The organism is Rhizobium sp. BK529 (assembly GCF_014194105.1).
Classification (GTDB): Bacteria; Pseudomonadota; Alphaproteobacteria; order Rhizobiales; family Rhizobiaceae; genus Rhizobium.
Genome location: NZ_JACIAU010000005.1, coordinates 327,122 through 343,770, shown reverse-complemented (window position 1 = coordinate 343,770; position 16,649 = coordinate 327,122). Strand labels below are relative to the sequence as shown.

Annotated in this window: 15 protein-coding genes; 13 read left to right on the top strand and 2 right to left on the bottom strand. The window is 60.4% G+C overall.

Going from position 1 to position 16,649, the window contains the following annotated elements:
* Positions 1-14 precede the first annotated feature (14 nt).
* From FHX08_RS26895 to FHX08_RS26835, 13 genes are all read left to right on the top strand, one after another.
* On the top strand, positions 15-455 hold the full coding sequence (locus FHX08_RS26895; protein WP_132657301.1) for an RpiB/LacA/LacB family sugar-phosphate isomerase: 441 nt from the start codon (positions 15-17) through the stop codon (positions 453-455).
* A gap of 70 nt (positions 456-525) precedes the next feature.
* Positions 526-1,353: a phosphogluconate dehydrogenase C-terminal domain-containing protein gene (locus FHX08_RS26890; RefSeq protein WP_184327931.1), complete on the top strand. Its 828-nt coding sequence runs from the start codon at positions 526-528 to the stop codon at positions 1,351-1,353.
* A 137-nt stretch (positions 1,354-1,490) separates the two neighbouring features.
* Positions 1,491-2,432 (top strand): D-ribose ABC transporter substrate-binding protein, encoded by a 942-nt coding sequence (locus FHX08_RS26885; protein ID WP_132657304.1) that lies wholly within the window; start codon positions 1,491-1,493, stop codon positions 2,430-2,432.
* Positions 2,433-2,509: 77 nt separating this feature from the next.
* Complete coding sequence (locus FHX08_RS26880) at positions 2,510-3,154, top strand: DUF2291 family protein (RefSeq protein WP_184327930.1); 645 nt, start codon at positions 2,510-2,512, stop codon at positions 3,152-3,154.
* Entirely contained in the window at positions 3,151-4,701 is a 1,551-nt protein-coding gene (locus FHX08_RS26875) for a sugar ABC transporter ATP-binding protein (RefSeq protein WP_184327929.1), read from the top strand. The genes FHX08_RS26880 and FHX08_RS26875 overlap by 4 nt, the downstream gene beginning before the upstream one ends.
* Positions 4,698-5,762 (top strand): ABC transporter permease, encoded by a 1,065-nt coding sequence (locus tag FHX08_RS26870; RefSeq protein ID WP_184327928.1) that lies wholly within the window; start codon positions 4,698-4,700, stop codon positions 5,760-5,762. The genes FHX08_RS26875 and FHX08_RS26870 overlap by 4 nt, the downstream gene beginning before the upstream one ends.
* Before the next feature lies 1 nt (position 5,763).
* Complete coding sequence (locus FHX08_RS26865) at positions 5,764-6,798, top strand: Gfo/Idh/MocA family protein (protein ID WP_184327927.1); 1,035 nt, start codon at positions 5,764-5,766, stop codon at positions 6,796-6,798.
* A complete protein-coding gene (locus FHX08_RS26860) occupies positions 6,795-8,639 on the top strand; it encodes a hypothetical protein (protein WP_184327926.1) in 1,845 nt (614 codons plus the stop codon). Before FHX08_RS26865 ends, FHX08_RS26860 begins: the two co-directional genes overlap by 4 nt.
* Before the next feature lie 182 nt (positions 8,640-8,821).
* Positions 8,822-10,075 carry an extracellular solute-binding protein gene (locus FHX08_RS26855; RefSeq protein ID WP_184327925.1) on the top strand — a complete coding sequence of 418 codons (1,254 nt, stop codon included), beginning with the start codon at positions 8,822-8,824 and terminating at the stop codon, positions 10,073-10,075.
* 94 nt (positions 10,076-10,169) lie between these two features.
* Positions 10,170-11,069 (top strand): carbohydrate ABC transporter permease, encoded by a 900-nt coding sequence (locus tag FHX08_RS26850; RefSeq protein WP_184327924.1) that lies wholly within the window; start codon positions 10,170-10,172, stop codon positions 11,067-11,069.
* Complete coding sequence (locus FHX08_RS26845) at positions 11,066-11,950, top strand: carbohydrate ABC transporter permease (RefSeq protein WP_184327923.1); 885 nt, start codon at positions 11,066-11,068, stop codon at positions 11,948-11,950. The genes FHX08_RS26850 and FHX08_RS26845 overlap by 4 nt, the downstream gene beginning before the upstream one ends.
* 31 nt (positions 11,951-11,981) lie before the next feature.
* Complete coding sequence (locus tag FHX08_RS26840) at positions 11,982-13,502, top strand: DUF5060 domain-containing protein (RefSeq protein WP_184327922.1); 1,521 nt, start codon at positions 11,982-11,984, stop codon at positions 13,500-13,502.
* A gap of 17 nt (positions 13,503-13,519) precedes the next feature.
* Positions 13,520-14,590 carry an ABC transporter ATP-binding protein gene (locus FHX08_RS26835; protein WP_184327921.1) on the top strand — a complete coding sequence of 357 codons (1,071 nt, stop codon included), beginning with the start codon at positions 13,520-13,522 and terminating at the stop codon, positions 14,588-14,590.
* A 586-nt stretch (positions 14,591-15,176) separates the two neighbouring features.
* On the opposite strand, the gene FHX08_RS31700 is transcribed toward FHX08_RS26835, so the two are convergent.
* Positions 15,177-15,533, bottom strand: coding sequence for an RES domain-containing protein (locus FHX08_RS31700; RefSeq protein ID WP_312862208.1), 357 nt, complete (start codon positions 15,531-15,533; stop codon positions 15,177-15,179).
* Between the two features lie 231 nt (positions 15,534-15,764).
* Positions 15,765-16,343, bottom strand: a complete 579-nt coding sequence (locus FHX08_RS26825) for a hypothetical protein (RefSeq protein ID WP_312862200.1) — start codon at positions 16,341-16,343, stop codon at positions 15,765-15,767.
* Positions 16,344-16,649: the final 306 nt, after the last annotated feature.

Genomic DNA, 16,649 nt, shown 5'->3' with positions numbered 1-16,649 from the left:
CGAAAGGAACTGCCATGAAAATAGCCATTGGAGCAGACAGCGCCGGCAAGCCGCTGCTGGACATTATTGCCTCGCATCTTGCCGGGCGCGCCGATCTCGAGGTTCACGATCTAAGCCAGTCCGGCTTTTATGCCGATCTTGCCCAGCGGCTTGGCCAGACAATCGTCGCCGGCGAACATGAGCGCGGTATTCTCTTCTGCGGCACGGGCATCGGCGTGTGCATTTCGGCGAACAAGGTGCCCGGCATCCGCGCTGCGCTGACCCACGATACCTATTCGGCCGAGCGCGCGGCCAAATCTAACAATGCCCAAATCATTACGATGGGCGCCCGCGTCATCGGGCCGGAGCTTGCGAAATCGATCGTCGACACCTGGCTCGCATCGGAATTCGATCCTCAAGGCCCCTCTGCCGACAACGTCCAAGCTATTGACCGGCTCGATGCGGTAAAGGTTTGACGACACTGGAATGGTGATTGACTCATTATACCAGTTACGATACCAATTCCCACAACGAAGGTGAGGAAACATGACTGCAATTGCCCTTTTTGGCGCCGGCGGAAAAATGGGATACCGGCTGGCCAAGAATCTCAAAGGTTCCCGTTTCGGTGTCCGCCACGTGGAAGTCAGCGATGCCGGCAAAGCCCGCTTGAAGAACGATCTCGGCATTGACTGCGTGTCGGCCGACACCGGCCTTGACGGTGCAGACGTCGTGATCCTCGCCGTGCCGGATACGGCGATCGGCAAAGTCGCCGCCGGCATCGTCGACAAGCTGAAGCCCGGCACGATGGTCGTCGCTCTCGATGCCGCCGCCCCCTTCGCCGGCCACCTGCCGGAGCGTAGCGATCTCACCTATTTCGTCACCCACCCCTGCCATCCGCCGATCTTCAACGACGAGACGGAGATGCAGGCGAAGAAGGATCATTTCGGCGGCCTCTTTGCCAAGCAGCACATCGTCTCGGCACTCATGCAGGGTCCAGAAAGCGCCTATAGCCTCGGCGAAGAGATCGCCAAAGTGATCTGGGCTCCGGTCATGCGCTCGCACCGCGTCACCGTCGAGCAGATGGCGATGCTCGAGCCTGGCCTTTCGGAAACTGTCTGCGCCTCTCTGCTCGTCATCATGCGACAGGCAATGGACGAATGTATTGCGCGCGGCGTTCCGGCGGAAGCTGCCCGCGACTTCCTGCTCGGCCACATGAACGTGCTCGGCGCCGTCATCTTCAAGGAGGTCGACGGCGTATTCTCGGATGCCTGCAACAAGGCGATCGAATTCGGCATTCCGGCCCTCATGCGCGACGACTGGAAGAAGGTCTTCGAACCTCAGGAGATCGCCGACAGCATCCGGCGCATCACCTGACAATGCCGCGACAAGGCTGCGGCCATGTCGCTCTACCGGCCCGCGTGGGGATTTTGACGGGCCGGTTTTCTTTTTCGCATGGATTTTAGCCGAACCGGGGTTGGTTCGACCATGCGTCAAACCTGGGAGGAGAAACCATGAAGCTTACCCGCAGACTGACCCTTGCCGCCTTCGCCAGCGCGCTTTCGCTTGGCGTCGCCATGCCGGCCTTTTCGGCTGACCTGATCGCCATCATCACGCCGGCTCACGACAACCCCTTCTTCAAGGCGGAAGCCGTCGGAGCTGAGGCCAAGGCCAAGGAACTCGGCTATGAAGCGCTCGTCATGACCCATGACGACGATGCCAACAAGCAGTCCGAAATGATCGATACCGCCATCGGCCGCGGCGCCAAGGCAATCATCCTCGACAATGCCGGTGCCGACGCTTCGGTTGCCGCCGTCAAAAAGGCCAAGGACGCCGGCATCCCCTCCTTCCTGATCGACCGCGAAATCAATGCGACCGGTGTGGCCGTCGCCCAGATCGTTTCCAACAACTATCAGGGCGCCCAGCTCGGCGCGCAGGAATTCGTCAAGCTCATGGGCGAGAAGGGCAATTATGTCGAATTGGTCGGCAAGGAGTCCGACACCAATGCCGGCATCCGCTCGCAGGGCTATCATGATGTCATCGACGACTATCCGGACCTGAAGTCGGTCGCCAAGCAGTCGGCCAATTGGAGCCAGACGGAAGCCTATGCCAAGATGGAAACCATCCTGCAGGCCAATCCCGACATCAAGGGCGTGATCTCCGGCAACGACACGATGGCCATGGGCGCAATCGCCGCTCTCCAGGCCGCCGGACGCAAGGATGTGATCGTCGTCGGCTTCGACGGCTCGAATGACGTGCGTGACTCCATCAAGGCTGGCGGCATCAAGGCAACCGTGCTGCAGCCGGCCTACGCACAGGCCCAGATGGCTGTCGAACAGGCTGACGCCTACATCAAGAACAAGACGGCGCCGAAGGAAGAAAAGCAGCTCATGGACTGCGTCCTCATCAATGCCGACAACGCCGGTAAGCTCGAGACTTTCGCACTGGCAAAATAAGGCGGACCGATTGGTGCAGGGAGCGCGGAAGACCGTGCTCCCTGCAACCTGTTCTCATAGATTTCGAGGTTGACAGCATGATGAGGATCAGGCTCGCCCTGATTGCCGCTCTCGTGGCGGCGGCTTTGCCCGGCTGCAAGATTATCAAGACACCGACTGCGGAGGAAAAGGCCGCAGCCGCTGCAAAGAGCGCTTTTGATCCGAATGCCAAGGTCGAGGCCATATGGCAGGTCCAGGTCGTTGCCTATTATGAAAAGCATGCCGGCGAGCTGAAGGACGTTGTGGCGCTGGCCGCTTCGAGCCCCGATCAGGCCGGCGAGAGATACGGCAATCCGCACAAGCAGGCGAGCTCGCCCTGGACCTATGCGGTGAAATTTACCGGCAAGGTCGTTGCCGCCGATACGGCCTCGCGTGCGGCAACACTTGATGTCGATGCCGACGGAGACGGCAAGGCGGATGCCAAGGTGCAGATCGGTCCGGCCATTCGAGGCACCGCACTGCGCGACACGCTGGATTTCGTCAATTTCAACGAATTCAAGAACCAGATCGAATGGGCGCAATTCGGCAAGTCCTTCAATGAGAAGGCGAACGCCGCATTCCTGTCGGCGATCCCGCGCGACGGGCTGGTCGGCAAGGCCGTGACCGTGACGGGTGCCTTCCCGCTGCCCTCGGGCAGCGATCTGCCGCTCGTCACCCCCTCAGCGCTGACGGTGGGACAATGATCATGGCCGAAGCCGCGAAGGACGATATCATTCTGCGCCTTGACGACGTGTCGAAGGTTTATTCGGGTATTGTCGCCGTCAAGCGCGCCAATCTCGAACTGCGGAGCGGCGCCGTCAATGTGCTCGTCGGGGAAAACGGCGCCGGCAAATCGACGCTGATGAAGATCATCGCCGGCGTCGAGCGGCCGACACTCGGGCGCATCATCCTCGACGGCGAAACCGTTTCCTTCGACAGCCCGGCCGACGCGCAAGCGCATGGCATCGGCATGATCTTTCAGGAACTCAACCTCTTCGCCAATATGTCGGTTGCCGAAAACATCTTTGCGGCGCGCGAACTGACCCGCGGCATCATCGGCATCGACCATAAGGAGCAGGTCCGCAAGGCCAACGAATTCCTCGAGCGGCTTGATGCCGGCATCGATGCCGAGACCATGGTCGAGGATCTGCCGATCGGCCAGCAGCAGCTCGTCGAAATCGCCAAGGCGATGTCGCTGAACGCCCGCATCCTCATCATGGACGAACCGACGTCGGCGCTGTCGGCCGCCGAAGTCGAGATCCTCTTCAAGGTGATCGCCGAGCTGAAGGCGCAAGGCGTGGCAATCGTCTATATCTCGCACCGGTTGGAAGAACTGATGCGGATCGGTGACTACATCACCGTACTACGTGACGGGCAGATCACCGGTCAGGCGATGGTCAAGGATATCGATACCCGCTGGATTGTGCGTTCGATGATCGGCTCGGATGCCAAGGATTTTGCCAAATCCGGGGATCATGCACTCGGCAAGGAGATGTTCCGCGCCGAAAATATCAGTCTGCCGCGCCCGACGGGTGGGCTTGCGGTTGACAATGTCTCGCTGTCGGTCAAGGCCGGCGAGATCCTCGGTATTTACGGGCTGATGGGTGCCGGACGCAGCGAATTCTTTGAATGCGTCATCGGCCGACATACGCATTCGACCGGCAAGATCTTCATTGACGGCGAGGAAGTGCGTGCCCGCGATACGACGCGACGCATCCGCCGCGGCTTGGCACTCATCCCGGAGGATCGGCAGCGCGAGGGGCTGGTGCAGGTTCTCTCCATTGCATCGAACCTGACGCTCGCCAGCCTTGGCCGCTTCACGCGTCTCTTTCACATCGATGCCAGGGCCGAAAAGAACGCCATCGCCGAAGCGATCCGCGATCTCTCCATCAAGGCGCCGAACCCGGACTTCGAGGTGACCTCCATGTCTGGCGGCAACCAGCAAAAAGTCGTCATCGGTAAGGCGCTGATGACCAATCCGAAGGTTCTGTTGATGGACGAGCCAAGCCGGGGCATCGATGTCGGCGCCAAGGCAGACGTCTTTCGCACCATGCGCCGGCTTGCCGCCAATGGTCTCGCCATCCTGTTTTCAACCTCCGACCTGGAAGAGGTCATGGCGCTTTCCGATCGCATCGCGGTGCTCAGCAACGGCCATCTCATCGCCGTCTTCGAGCGCGCGCACGCGACTGAAGACGCCATTATCGCGGCCTCGGCCAAGGGGCACGAACATCAAGGGAAACTCGCGTCATGACGGCGGCTACCGCATCCACCTCCGCGCAGAAGGGCGCGAACGGCTCCTTCCTTTTGACGCTGATGAAGCTTCGAACCTTCATCGCGCTCTTTGCCGTCATCATTTTCTTCTCGATCTTCGCGCCGAACTTCACCTCGACTGCAAACATGATTCTGATGTCGAAGCATGTCGCGCTGAACGCCTTCCTGGCGATGGGCATGACCTTCGTCATCATCACCGGCGGCATAGACCTCTCTGTCGGCTCGATCGTTGGCCTCTGCGGCATGGTCGCTGGCGGCCTGATCCTCTATGGCGTCGAACTGCCGATCGGCTATACGGTCTATTTCAATCTCGTAGAAATCGTGCTGATCACACTTTCGATCGGCCTCATCATCGGCCTGATCAATGGCCTCCTGATCACCAAGCTCAATGTCGCGCCCTTCATTGCAACCCTCGGCACGCTCTATGTCGCCCGCGGCCTGGCGTTGCTTTCCTCCGACGGTCAGACCTTCCCGAACCTTCTCGGCCGGCCGGAATATGCCACGACCGGTTTCGATTTCTTCGGCGCCGGCCGCATCCTCGGCCTGCCCGTCTCCATCTGGATTCTGATCTTCCTGGCGCTCGTCGCTGCCTATGTGGCGCGCTCGACACCGATCGGCCGCCATATCTTCGCTGTCGGTGGCAACGAGCGAGCCGCCCGCATGTCTGGCATACGCGTCGATCTGGTAAAGATCTTCGTCTACATGTTCTCCGGCCTTTGCGCCGCGATCGTCGGCATCGTCATCTCCTCGGAGCTGATGGCCGCGCATCCGGCAACGGGCGAAAGCTTCGAACTCAACGCAATTGCCGCAGCCGTGCTCGGCGGCACCTCGATGTCGGGCGGACGCGGCACGATCGGCGGCACGATCATCGGCGCCTTCGTGATCGGCATTCTCTCCGACGGTCTCGTCATGATGGGGGTTTCCTCTTTCTGGCAGATGGTGATCAAGGGTCTGGTCATCATCATCGCGGTCGTCGTCGATCAGGCGCAGCGACGGCTGCAGCAGCGCGTGACTCTCATGCAGATGGCAAAGGCGGGTTGAAATGGCTGAATTCAAAGGTGCTCTGATCGGGTGCGGCTTCTTTGCGATCAATCAGATGCATGCATGGAGGGACGTTGAGGGTGCCGCGATCGTGGCGATCTGCGATCGCGATTCTGAACGGTTGAAGATCGTCGGCGATCAGTTTGGCATCGAACGGCGCTATAGCGACGCCGCAGTCATGTTTGCCGATGGCGGTTTCGATTTCGTCGATATCGCCACCACGGTCCAGAGCCACCGGGTGCTGGTGGAACTTGCCGCCAGCCACAAGATCCCCGCCATCTGCCAGAAGCCTTTCGCCAAAACGCTTGCCGATGCCAAGGCGATGGTCGAGGCCTGCCGGAAGGCCGCCATTCCGCTGATGGTACACGAGAATTTCCGCTGGCAGACACCGATCCAGGCGGTTCGCCGACTTCTCGACAGCAAGGCGATTGGTACGCCCTTCTGGGGCCGCTTCTCCTTCCGCTCGGGTTATGACGTGTTTTCGGGCCAGCCGTACCTTGCCGAAGGCGAACGCTTCATCATCGAAGACCTCGGCATCCATACGCTCGACATCGCCCGCTTCATCCTCAGCGACGTCACGACGCTTTCGGCCCGCACGAAGCGCGTTAATCCAAAGATCAAGGGCGAGGATGTCGCGACCATCCTGCTCGACCACAAAAATGGTGCGACCTCTGTTGTCGATATCAGCTACGCCACGAAGCTCGCCACGGAGCCTTTTCCCGAAACGCTGATCGAGCTCGACGGCACCGATGGAACGATCCGTCTCTCCGTTGGCTACCGGCTCGAAGTCACCAATGCGGCGGGTACCGTCGTTTCCGATGCTTCGCCGCAGCTGCTCTCCTGGGCATCGCGGCCCTGGCACAATATCCAGGAAAGCGTTTATGCGATCCAGAAACATTGGATCGACAGGCTGCAGACCGGTGGCGAACCGGCAACGTCAGGCGCCGACAACCTGAAGACCTTCGCCCTTGTCGAGGCAGCCTATGACAGTGCCGCGTCAGGCAAGACCGTCGACGTGGAGGCGATGCTGAGATGACTACGGACGTCTTCGCCCTTTACGGCACGCGTGAGGCCGAAGAGCATCCTGTCAAGCTCGTCGCCGGACACCTGTCTGCCGATCTTGCCAATGGGAATCTGCGGACGATTCGCTATGACGGTGTCGAGGTGCTGCGCGCCGTCTCCTATCTGGTGCGTGACCGCGACTGGGGCACCTACAGCCCCGCCATCGAGGATCTTTGGGTCGAGCAGGACAATGGCAGCTTTTCCGTCCGCTATATCGCTCGTTGCACGGGACCTGACGATACCAGACTTGCCATTTCCGTGCATATTGCCGCAACCGAACGGGAGTTGACCTTCGAAGCAGGAGCGCTCTCGTCGACCGGTTTCGAAACCAACCGCTGCGGCTTCTGCATCCTGCACCCGATCGCAGGCATTGCCGGCAGCCCAGCCAAGGTCGAGCATGTCGATGGCGGCGTCAGCGAGACGCGTTTCCCCGATCAGGTCGCCCCCTGGCAACCGTTCAAGGATATGCGGGCGATTACCCATCAGGTGCTGCCGGGCGTATCGGCCGATTGCCGCATGGAAGGCGACACGTTCGAGATGGAGGATCAGCGCAACTGGTCGGACGCTTCTTACAAAACCTATGTGCGCCCGCTGGCGCTGCCTTGGCCCTACCGGATTGCGGCGAACGAACTGGTGGGCCAGCGGATCGTTCTTTCCATTCACGACACAAGAAGCGGGCAGAGGCCAGCCAACCGCGCTGACCGCACGATCAGGCTCGAACCGGGCGAGGGGCGCGGCACGATGCCTGATATCGGCCTGATCGTCACGCCCGAAGAAGCCAAGGCAGCGCTTGTCGCTCGCGACCTCCTGTCCGACATTGCGCCGCAGGAACTGCTCTTCCACTTCGATCCCGATGCGGGGCATGACGCACAGGCATTCAGGGATTTCGCGGCGGTCGCCGCTGTTCACCGCGGCCGCTCGACGCTGGAGATCGCCCTGCCCTGCAAACTAGCACCGGCCTCCGAGACCCATGAGATTGCCAGACAGATGCAGGCTGCGGGCTTCCGCCCGACCGCTATCCTGATCTCGCCTTCCGTCGACCGGCAGTCGACGCCTCCGGGCAGCAAGTGGCCGGAATGTCCGCCGCTCGAAGAGGTCTATGCAGCAGCGCACGAGGCTTTCGCCGGCATTCGCATCGGAGGCGGCATGCTCAGTTATTTCACCGAACTCAATCGCAAGCGCGTGCCGGCCGACAGCCTCGGCTTCGTCAGCCATTGCACCAACCCGATCGTCCATGCCGCCGATGATCTCAGCGTCATGCAGACGCTGGAGGCGCTGCCTTTCATCACCCGTTCGGTGCGTGCCATCTATGGCGACAAGCCCTACCGGATTGGCCCCTCGACTATTCCCATGCGGCAGAACCCCTATGGCAGCCGCACGATGGACAATCCCGCCGGCAGGCGCATTCCCATGGCAAACCGCGATCCGCGCCACAATGGTCGCTTCGCGGAAGCGTTTGCGCTCGGTTACGCAATCCGCGTGCTAGACGCCAATATCGAATGCCTTACCCTGTCGGCGCTGACTGGTCCCTTCGGACTGGTTGCCGGCAAGGGCGAGCCGACCATCGAAGGTGGCATTCGGCCGCTCTTTAACGTCGTCAAGCTGCTCTCGCGCCTTGCCGGCACATCCTGGCGCGGCTGCACCTCCGCTCGGCCATCAGAGATTCTGGCCTTCCAGTCAGGCCCAACGCTTCATGTCGTCAATCTGACGGCGGAGGAGCGAGGCATCGATTTCGGCGCATTCCGGCCGGCTTCGCAGAAGGGAAGCCTGACGCTCGGCGCTTTCGGCTCGGCAGCGATTGACGTCGCCCTCTGATCCGGTCGAAGCCCGTTCGATGTGAAGGCGCCAGCTCCTCGTCGCTGCTGGTCTTTCTATTCGGCCGCATTCGATGCCGGGTCATAAATGTGAGCAGCCCTCGCATGGTTATGTCATCATACCAGTTGACATGTTGATGAGCTTGCTGCAAGAAGAGGACCAGCTTACAAGAGGAGGACGTAATGCTGACGCTTTCTGCGAAATTGAAGTCTTCATCTATGGCCGCCATCGCGCTCGCGGCTATCGCGGTCACCCCCGTCAAGGCTGAAGACATCACGCTCTGGACGCTGAACTTCGACAACAATGCCGCCAACGTAGCGCTGAAGAAGGTTGCCAGCGACTTCGAAGCGGCAAACCCCGGAACTCATATCGAGATCGTCCAGCGTGCCGTCGACGAGCACAAGACGGCGCTGCGCGTGGCTGCCGGTTCCAACCGCGGCCCGGATATCTATTTCAGCTGGGCAGGTCTTGGCCTCGGCGGGGAATACGTGAAGGCCGGCCTATCGCTGCCGCTCGATAAGTACTACACCGAATACAAGTGGAACGACGAACTGCTGCCGTCAGCTGCGGCCTTTGCCGATCTCTATCCAGGCGGCAAACACGGCACGCCTTTCACCTTTAAAGGCGAAGCAGTCTACTACAACAAGAAGCTTTTCCAGCAGGCCGGCATCACCGAAGAGCCGAAGACCTATGACGAGCTTCTGGCAGCAGCCGACAAGCTCAAGGCAGCTGGCATTCCCGGCTTTACCTTCGGCGGCACGGTCAACTGGCACGTCATGCGCCTGATGGACGTGATCCTCGAGACCAAGTGCGGTGCGGACAAGCACGACCAGCTGAAGCTGATGAAGCTCGATTGGTCGAAGGAGCCCTGCGCCACCGACGCATTCACCGAATTCGCCAAGTGGACGAAGGATTATACGCTTCAGCCCTTCATGGGCATCGACAACAAGCAGTCCTACAGTCTCTTCACCGCAGGCCGTGCGGCCATGATGCTGGAAGGCGACTGGCTGGTCGGCCAGCTCTCCGGCAGTGGCGCCAATCTCGACGATTACGGGATTTTCCCCTTCCCGACCAATACCAACCGTCTCTACGGCTTTGCTGAATACAACTACATCAGCACCAAGACCAAGAACCCGGACATGGCTGCAAAATTCATCGACTATTTCCTGTCGACGAAGGTGCAGCAGGATCTCGTCGGCCAGATCAGTTCGATCTCGGTCAACAAGAATGTCCAATACACCAACCAGAAGCCTCTGGAAGCCGAGTGGCTGGATATCTTCAAGACCTACAGCAAGATCTACATGAACGGCGACCAGGCCTTCCCGCTTGACGTGACGACGGAATATTTCCGCGTCATCAACGATGTTGCCTCCGGCAGCATCGAACCGACTGAAGCTGCCAAGCAGATGCAAGCCTTCATCGCCGGCAGAACCTGACCCCTCCCGAGACGCCGGCTGGCCGACATCGTGTCGGTCGGCTGGCGCCGCATCCGCAAGACCGGCGGGGTGATGCCCTGCCCCGGAGGTGAGAATGTCCTTGCGCCAGACAACACATGATCCCCGCGTGCAGGCTGTCTTCCTGCTCGCGCCCGCGCTCGCGATCTACGCGATCTTCGCGCTCTATCCGATGCTGAACGTGGTCATCATCAGCTTTCAGAAGTGGAACGGGCTCGATCCGCAACGCCCCTTCGTCGGCCTTGCAAATTATTCAGCGATCTTCGCGCGCGATCCGGTCTTCTGGGTCGCCTTCAAGAATACCGTGATTTGGACGCTGATGAGCCTGATCTTCCCGCCGCTGGTCGGTCTTCTCCTGGCGCTCAGCCTCAACCAGAAGATCTTCGGCCGCAACGGGCTGCGCGCAATCTTCTACTTACCTGTTATCATCGCGCCGATCGCCGTCGCCACCATGTGGAAGTGGATGTACGACCCCTTCTTCGGCCTGTTCAGCCAGATGCTGACCGCATGGGGTATGCAGACCTGGATCAACGACTGGCTCGGCAACAAGGACATTGCGCTCTATTCCGTCTTTATCGCCTATCTCTGGCAGACCGTCGGCTTTTCGATGGTGCTCTTCCTGGCAGGTCTTCAGAATGTCTCGCAGACGCTGGTCGAGGCCGCCCGCATCGACGGCGCCGGCCGCTGGGCCGTGTTCAAACATGTCACCCTGCCGGCGCTGCGCCCGACCATCACCATCGTGCTGGTGCTGTCGATCATCTCGTCGCTGAAGGCCTTCGATATCGTCTACGGCCTGACGGGCGGCGGGCCGGCCCAGTCGACCCAAATGCTGGCGCTCTGGGCCTTCACCCAGGCCATGCAGATCTTCGACTTCGGCCGGGGTGCTGCGATCTCCGTCGTCCTGCTTTTGATCACCATGGCGATCGTCATTCCCTATCTGCGCTGGACGCAAAAGCATGAGGAGGTCGAAGCGTGACAGCTCTACCCGCCGAAGCTGATGATATCGACACCGATATCAAGCCCCTGCGCCTGAAGCGCGATCCTGTGCTCATCGGCCTGTGGATCGCCCTCGTCCTCGTGGCGCTGATCTGGGTCGCGCCCTTCGTTTTCATCGTCTTCACCTCGCTGAAGACACAGGCGGCCGTTACCAGCACCGGCGCCTTCATGCCACCGACCGAACTCGCCTTCCAGAACTATGCCGACGCCTGGAGCCGCGGCAATTTCGCAAGTTCCTTCTTCAACAGCGTCATCATCACCGTCATCAAGGTGCCGCTCGGCCTGGCGCTATCGGCGATGGCGGCTTATGCGCTCGCCAAGATCAAGCTCAAGATCAGCAAGGCGCTCCTGCTGCTGGTGGTCTTCGGCACGATGATCCCCTTTCAGGTGATGCTGGCACCGCTCTTCACGCTGGTGAATGCCTTCGGACTGATCGACACCTATCCGGGCGTCATCCTGCCCTATATCGCCTTCGGCGTTCCCTACCAGGTCTTCATCCTGCACGGCTTCTTCAAGGGCATTCCGAAGGAACTCTCCGAGGCAGCACTCATCGACGGCGCGACACATTTCACCATCTTCCGGCGCATCTTTCTGCCGGTCTGCCTGCCGGTTCTCGCCGCCCTTTTGATCCTCGATTTCGTCTCCACCTGGAACGAATTCGCCATGGCGCTCGTCCTCCTGCAGGACCAGCACATGTGGACGCTGCCGCTCGGCCTCATGTCTTTCCAGGGGCAGTTCTCCAGCAATTACGGTCAGCTCAACGCCGCGATCGTCATGACCGTGCTTCCGGCGACGATCGTCTATCTCATGTTCCAGCGCTACTTCGTGTCCGGACTGACCTCCGGTGCCGTCAAGGGCTGACACCGAAATCTTGTTCTACGAGGAGAGACTTATGTCCGATGCAGCAGTCGAAAAATGGGGTGTGTTCGAGGCGGCCTTTGCCGGCCCGGCCGAGGGCAATCCCTATCTCGACGTGGCATTCGATGCCGTTTTTACGCACAAGAGCCGCGAGGTTCGCGTGCCGGGCTTTTATGACGGCAACGGCACCTACCGCATCCGCTTCATGCCGGATACCGAAGGCGAATGGTCCTTCAGGACGCGCTCGAAGACGGCGGCGCTCGACGGCAAGACGGGATCGTTTGCGGCGACCGCGCCTTCGGCGGGCAATCACGGTCCAGTGCGCGTGCGCAACAAGTTCCACTTCGGTTACGCCGACGGCACGCCCTTCTTCTCCTTCGGCACGACCTGCTACGCGTGGACACATCAGCCGCTGGAAATGCAGCAACAGACACTGGAGACGCTGAAGAAGACCCGGTTCAACAAGATCCGCATGGGCGTCTTCCCGAAGGACTATCCTTACAACACCAACGAGCCCCTACATGCCTGCTTCGAAACTGGCACCGACGGCAAACTCGATTTCGACCGTCCGAACCCTGCCCTCTTCCAGCATTTCGACAGGCAGGTTGCGGCCCTTTGCGCGCTCGGCATCGAGGCCGACATCATCATCTTCCACCCCTATGACCGCTGGGGTTATGCCGACATGTCCGCCGAGCAGGATTTCCGCTATGTCGCCTATCTCGCGGCGCGACTTGCCGCCTACCGGAATGTCTGGTGGTCGCTCGCCAATGAATATGACTTCCTGATCGACACCAAGCCGATGGAGCAGTGGGACCGCTACTTCCACATCCTGGAGGAAAACGATCCGTACCAGCATCTGCGTTCGATCCATAATGGCGACGTTACGGCGAATTTCGACCATCGCAAACCCTGGGTGACCCATACCTGCATACAGAACCCCGATGTCAAGCGCACCCAGGAATGGCGCAATGCCTATGGCAAGCCCGTAATCAACGACGAGCCGGAATATGAAGGCGATATCCTGCAGTCCTGGGGCAATCTCTCGGCGCAGGAGCTGGTGCACCGCTACTGGATCACCGTGACGCGCGGCGGCTATGCCGGCCATGGCGAAACCTATTCCCACCCCGACGACCTGATCTGGTGGGCCAAGGGCGGCGAACTGCGCGGCGAGGCGTGGAAGCGCATCGGGTTCCTGCGCGAACTGCTCGAGGCCGACGTCAAACACGGGCTGGAACCGCTGGGCATTCTCGGCGAATGGCCCTGGTCGCGCGTTTCGGGTGCTCGAGATGGCGACGGCGATTTCCGGCTGATCTATCTCGGCGAACACCAGCCGATCATCTGGTCATCCGGCCTGCCGCTCGAAGGCACGACTTATGACGTCGATATCATCGACACCTGGGAGATGACGATCACCCCTGCCGAAAAGGTCGCAGCACCCGTCCCGCATCCAACCCGTCACGGCGCGATCGTGCGCGGCGGCAAGCCCGACGCCGCGTTCGGTGTCAAGCTTCCGCGCAAGCCGCATCAGGCGCTGCGCGTGCGCAGGAAGCGCTGAGGATTTAGGAGGAGCTCATGTCCGGCTTAAACATCCAGAACGTCAAGAAGTCTTTCGGCGCGGTCGACATCATCCATGGTATCGATGTCGACATCGCCGAGGGCGAGTTCGTCATCCTTGTCGGTCCGTCTGGCTGCGGCAAATCAACGCTATTGCGCATGATTGCCGGTCTTGAAGATATCAGCGCCGGCAAGATCAGCATCGGCGGACGCGTCGTCAACGATCTACAGCCGAAGGACCGCAATATCGCGATGGTCTTTCAGAACTACGCACTCTATCCGCAGATGACGGTCGCCCAGAACATGGGCTTTGCGTTGGAACTTGCCGGTGCCAAGCGGGTGGAAATCGACAGGAAGGTGGCGGAAGCCGCCGCCATTCTTGGCCTGCAGCCTCTGCTTGAGCGCAAGCCGGCACAGCTTTCCGGTGGTCAACGCCAGCGCGTCGCCATGGGCCGCGCCATCGTTCGCGATCCGAAAGTCTTCCTCTTCGACGAGCCCCTGTCGAACCTCGATGCCAAACTGCGCGTAAAAATGCGGGCCGAGATCAAGGCGCTGCATCAGCGCCTGAAGACGACGATCGTCTATGTCACGCATGACCAGATCGAGGCCATGACCATGGCCGACAAGATCGTCGTGCTGCAGGGCGGCAGGGTGGAGCAGATCGGCAGCCCGCTCGAACTGTACGATCGACCGCGCAATGTCTTCGTCGCAGGCTTCCTTGGATCGCCAGCCATGAACTTCCTCGAGGGAACCCTGGGGAATTCCGGCAGCCCAGCGCTGACCCTCGCAGGCGGCTCGCGAGTAGACCTCTCGCACGCTCCGGGTGCCTCGGCGGGCAGGCCGTTGGTGCTCGGAATTCGTCCGGAAGACATCGCTCTCGGCGGTGAAGATGGCGTGGACGCGATTGTGAAGGTGGTCGAACCAACGGGTTCCGAGACGCATGTTGCCGTGGAGGTAGAGGGCAAGGAGCTAACTTGGGTAGTCCGTGAACGTGTCGAACTCGTTCCAGAGCAGCGCGTAAAACTGTCCTTGTGTAGCCCAAAGGTTCACTTTTTCGATCGGCAGACTCAACAGCGCATCGAAGAGTGACATGCTAGCGAGGATTCGACGCTAATCTCGAAGGTCTTGTTGCCGTCGTCAGTGTCGAGGCCGTAGTAGGCCTAGGGCGGCGGTTCGGCCGCAAGGGTCCGGTGTTCATTGCATGACCCAAAGAGTGCCGCCCTGTCAGAAGATGAGCTGGCCTGTGCAGAAAAGTGGCAATCCAGCCGCCGACCCTCGTCGTTCCGAATTCAGCATTGCACCCTGGCTTGTTGCACGAAAGCGGCTTCGGCTTCAGAAGCTTCGACCGCTGCCAGGGTCGCAGAGGCCCGCTCGGGATTAATCCCGTCCGATTTCGGTGGCGCTGAGCTGTCGCGTCGATCGGTTAAGAAGGCGCGCGGCAAGCTTTTGATCGGGCCTTTAATATCCGCCTAGTCCGGTTGCCATCGCATACAAGATGGCTATTCAGAGCCCCATCTCAAAACGAATTTCGGCAAGTCAAGTAGTGATGGTCCGGCGGCCTTCACTTGCGAATTGCGAGATCGTCCAGACTTTCGGACCGAAGCGATAAAGCGCCTGCAGCGAGCCACACCGCAAAACCGCTTGCGATAATCGAATAAGCCTAAAGGCTACCGCGCTATCGTCCGGCCCGGATCGATACGCCAAGCGACTGCAAGGCGCGGACGAGATCCGTCTGTCGAACCAGTTCCACGGCTGGAGAAGCGGCCAGCTTCAATCCGGCAGCGCGATCATAGACCGCAACGCATGCCGCCGCCGTGAGGCGGGAAGAGTAAAGCAAGCCGTCGACGGCGAAAGAGCCATAGACGACTTCGCTCAGCTTCCGTCCCTCGCGATGCTCCTTCGCCCGAGCCGCATCCGTGCTGACTCCCAACTTCAGCAGCCCGGTCGTGCTAAGGTCGAGAACAACAAGCGGATCGGTCGCCGTCACCTCGGCTACCGCCCCAGTCTTCGATTTCGCTCTCGTCCAGTACACGTTCCTGCGTCCCCTCAAAGCGGTCACGAACAATCGTCTCGGCGATGGCAGTGGCCAAATCACTCGCAATGTAGAGGAGCTTGAACGCCTGGCTGGGCTGGAAAACCTGGTATTCCCGAAACCCATGCCAAGCGGCGTCGCCTTGTACGCGACCGGCATGACACGGAGATATGACTGCGGCCGAAACGCGAACGCGAGATCGGCAACGGTGCTGGAATCGAGCTTCACGGTTCAGCCGAAATCCCGCGCAGCGGCATCCACAACCTCGTCAATATGGCCTTTCTTGAGCCTGTCGAGCGGCGTTCCTCCGATGCTTGGCTTCGTCTGGATCAACCACTGCCAGGCAACGCGCGGATTGGAAATGATCTTCGTGATACGCGACATGCCCTCGACAGGTCGACCATCAACAAACTGGGCCAGGGGGAAGACATGTTTCCGCTCGCCCTTGAGCAGACCGATCACCGCCCCGCGTTTCTGCCAATCGTGTAGTGTCGACCGCTTCGTGCCAAACATCTTCGCTATGTCGCCGGGACCCGCAACAGGTCCCGCCCATTCCTCAATCCGAGCCGGTGTTGCAAACTCGGCAAGGCGGCGACGCCCCTCTTCGATGTTCAAGGATTGTCCGAGGCCCTGCCCGGTGCTGACCTCCAAGGGCTTTCCGACCGGCACCTCCTCGAGATTGCGACCGGATTTTTCGGCCAAGCTAGCCACAACCGCCTCCACAGCCTGGGCCAGTTCCTTTTCGTCGGCGGCAATCCGTCGCTGCTGCTCAGCGGACAGCCGCGCGGTTGCGGCCGAGATCGCCGCCACGACCTTGCCTGTTGCTGCAAGGGCTGTTTTGGAGAGGCGGGGATTGTGCCGCGCCAAGACCTTAAGGACGTCGGCGACGACAGCCTTGTCGACCTCAATCCCACCGTTGTGCTGCGACTTTCGAGCGGTAGCGACCATGTTCGCCTCCTTACATCTATGCCCCTTCTGGTTTGGTCCTTCATCGGCCGAGCGGCCATACTGCTGTTGTTCGCCAAGAGCGGTGGCGTTCCTCTACGAACCGAGGCCAACGACGGGATGATGATCAAGGGACCCGATGGCGAGAACCTAAACTTAAAAACCTATTGT

Coding starts and splice junctions, on each gene's coding strand:
- FHX08_RS26860 (WP_184327926.1), top strand. CDS start 6,795: ATGACTACGGACGTCTTCGCCCTTTACGGCACGCGTGAGGCCGAAGAG.
- FHX08_RS26865 (WP_184327927.1), top strand. CDS start 5,764: ATGGCTGAATTCAAAGGTGCTCTGATCGGGTGCGGCTTCTTTGCGATC.
- FHX08_RS26855 (WP_184327925.1), top strand. CDS start 8,822: ATGCTGACGCTTTCTGCGAAATTGAAGTCTTCATCTATGGCCGCCATC.
- FHX08_RS26885 (WP_132657304.1), top strand. CDS start 1,491: ATGAAGCTTACCCGCAGACTGACCCTTGCCGCCTTCGCCAGCGCGCTT.
- FHX08_RS26835 (WP_184327921.1), top strand. CDS start 13,520: ATGTCCGGCTTAAACATCCAGAACGTCAAGAAGTCTTTCGGCGCGGTC.
- FHX08_RS26895 (WP_132657301.1), top strand. CDS start 15: ATGAAAATAGCCATTGGAGCAGACAGCGCCGGCAAGCCGCTGCTGGAC.
- FHX08_RS26890 (WP_184327931.1), top strand. CDS start 526: ATGACTGCAATTGCCCTTTTTGGCGCCGGCGGAAAAATGGGATACCGG.
- FHX08_RS26850 (WP_184327924.1), top strand. CDS start 10,170: ATGTCCTTGCGCCAGACAACACATGATCCCCGCGTGCAGGCTGTCTTC.
- FHX08_RS26880 (WP_184327930.1), top strand. CDS start 2,510: ATGATGAGGATCAGGCTCGCCCTGATTGCCGCTCTCGTGGCGGCGGCT.
- FHX08_RS26840 (WP_184327922.1), top strand. CDS start 11,982: ATGTCCGATGCAGCAGTCGAAAAATGGGGTGTGTTCGAGGCGGCCTTT.
- FHX08_RS26875 (WP_184327929.1), top strand. CDS start 3,151: ATGATCATGGCCGAAGCCGCGAAGGACGATATCATTCTGCGCCTTGAC.
- FHX08_RS26870 (WP_184327928.1), top strand. CDS start 4,698: ATGACGGCGGCTACCGCATCCACCTCCGCGCAGAAGGGCGCGAACGGC.